The following is a 1,864-nucleotide window of genomic DNA, read 5'->3' on the forward strand; positions in this document are numbered from 1 at the left end:
AGTTGCCGATCGGCAAGTTTTAGCGGTTTGGGGGATTTATCATTTTCCGACAGCAGTTGGGAATGCACGCTTACGCGTTTCTCTCCGAGAAACAAAAAACCGACCTCTGAAAAAGATAAAAATAAGCCCCAAAAGTTGGGGCATTTTGAAATCTTTTTTAGAGGAGATTTTAGTTAGGTTTAAACCTTGATGTTTCACCTCTCAAAATCTCAAAAAATTGAGATTGTTGTTTTTCATCGAGAAGCATCGTTTTTAATCTGCTTTCAAAGTCTGCCATTTTTTCGCTATCTTTTTTCAAGTGCTTGTACCTTTTGTCCCGTGCAATGCTGAAAGCACAGCTCGAAAGATGAACGCTCCCCCTTGGGTCGAATGCAATAAATTTATGATCTTCGATAGAGTAGGTTTTGACTTGATCAACCAGTTTCACTGTTGATTGATTTTTCTTAGAACCGAAGCCAAGTTTTTCTAAAAGCGGATAAAACTTTTTAAATTTTTCAGGTTCTAACAGCATGTCTGCTATACGTTTCGCAAAATCTTGAAAGGATTCTGTACCCTCAGAGTATTTGCTCATTTCAGGCATTTCTGACAGCTTGTGAGCGAATAGGAAGCGTTGCGGATCTGTCATTTTGGTGAATAGGTCAGGCGTGTTTTGATCTCGTTGGGGAGATACTGATTTTTCAGAAATTTCCGTTTGTTTTTGCTTAAACTTGAAGGAAAATCCTGAAATCGCACGACCTGTTTTGTGCTGTTCGACCTTAACTTTAATGTCTGTTTTTTCATTAATTTGATTTATGGCAATGTCTAAAACTCGCTTTTTAAAATCGTTCATTTGTTTGTATTCAGTATCTAGAACACCAAGTTTTTGTCTAAATTTTTGTATCTCAATAATGGGTGTTTTACCTGTGCTACGCCAAGCAATCAATAATTCGTAAAGTCTTACAGCGTAAGCACTTGTAAGCCCTGAAACTTGTTCTATATCGTATTTTGTAAACTGTTCTTCTAGGCGAGTAATCAATGGAATGATGGCAGGGGCAAAAATTAATTTAACAACCGCCTCTTTCTCAACATAAATAACTTCACTCACCCATCTTGATTTATGGTGCTGGATATTTCCCTTATCGCTAAGGCTCTGATAACTGAATTGCCTTGCAAATAGGTCATCACAAGCATCTTTTAATGCTTGATATGCAGTATTTCTATGTGCCGAAAATTGATTGATGTAGCTTTCAGCGTGAATGATCAATGGGTCATTTGCGTTAATTCCCTTGCCACTTTGACGAGCTTCAATAATCGCTAAAAGTATTAATCTTTGCTCGACTAAATCGAGGTTATAACTCGCATTAATTAACGCATTATCTTTAACAACTAAATTACTCATTATGTGACTCTATTATTCTTAGACGTTTATGTGACTTTAATAATTAACGTCACAACATGCAAGGTAAACGTCACTTTATCTTTTGAAATTTTCATTTTTTTGCAAGGTAAACGTCACTTAATTGCAAGGTAAACGTCACTTAATGAAGCTTGAAACGCGCACACAGCAATGCTTTCAGCGTGTCTAAAAGCATTTAAAAGCTTAAAAGATTATTAAAAGCCAAAAAAAAATTAAAAAGCATTTAAAACTGCCCTATGTTTTCGCTTCGCTCAAACTCTATTGAATCTCGCTGCGCTCGATTCCTGGGGGCAGTTTTTTCAAATATCCACTAGGACGCTAAAAACAAGAATGGATTCGCTTCGCTCATAAAGCTTTATGCTCGCTTCGCTCGTCATGGAGCCAGTGGCTACAGTCGCTTCGCTCGTCATGGAGCCAGTGGCTACAGTCGCCTTGCTCTGTAAATCTCGTTATGAAGCAACAGGGAGC

1 protein-coding gene and 1 pseudogene are annotated in these 1,864 nt (G+C 37.7%); one reads left to right on the plus strand and one right to left on the minus strand.

All coding sequences use genetic code 11. The features are described 5' to 3' along the window. On the plus strand, positions 1-190 hold a 190-nt coding region (locus tag FTV32_RS17375), incomplete at its 5' end, for a hypothetical protein (protein WP_218947438.1). A 252-nt stretch (positions 191-442) separates the two neighbouring features. On the opposite strand, the pseudogene repM reads toward FTV32_RS17375, so the two are convergent. Then, positions 443-1,378, minus strand: a pseudogene (gene repM / locus FTV32_RS16790) (replication initiation protein RepM); the annotation flags it as partial. Positions 1,379-1,864 lie beyond the last annotated feature (486 nt).

This window comes from Acinetobacter sp. YH16032, assembly GCF_013417345.1.
GTDB lineage: Bacteria > Pseudomonadota > Gammaproteobacteria > Pseudomonadales > Moraxellaceae > Acinetobacter.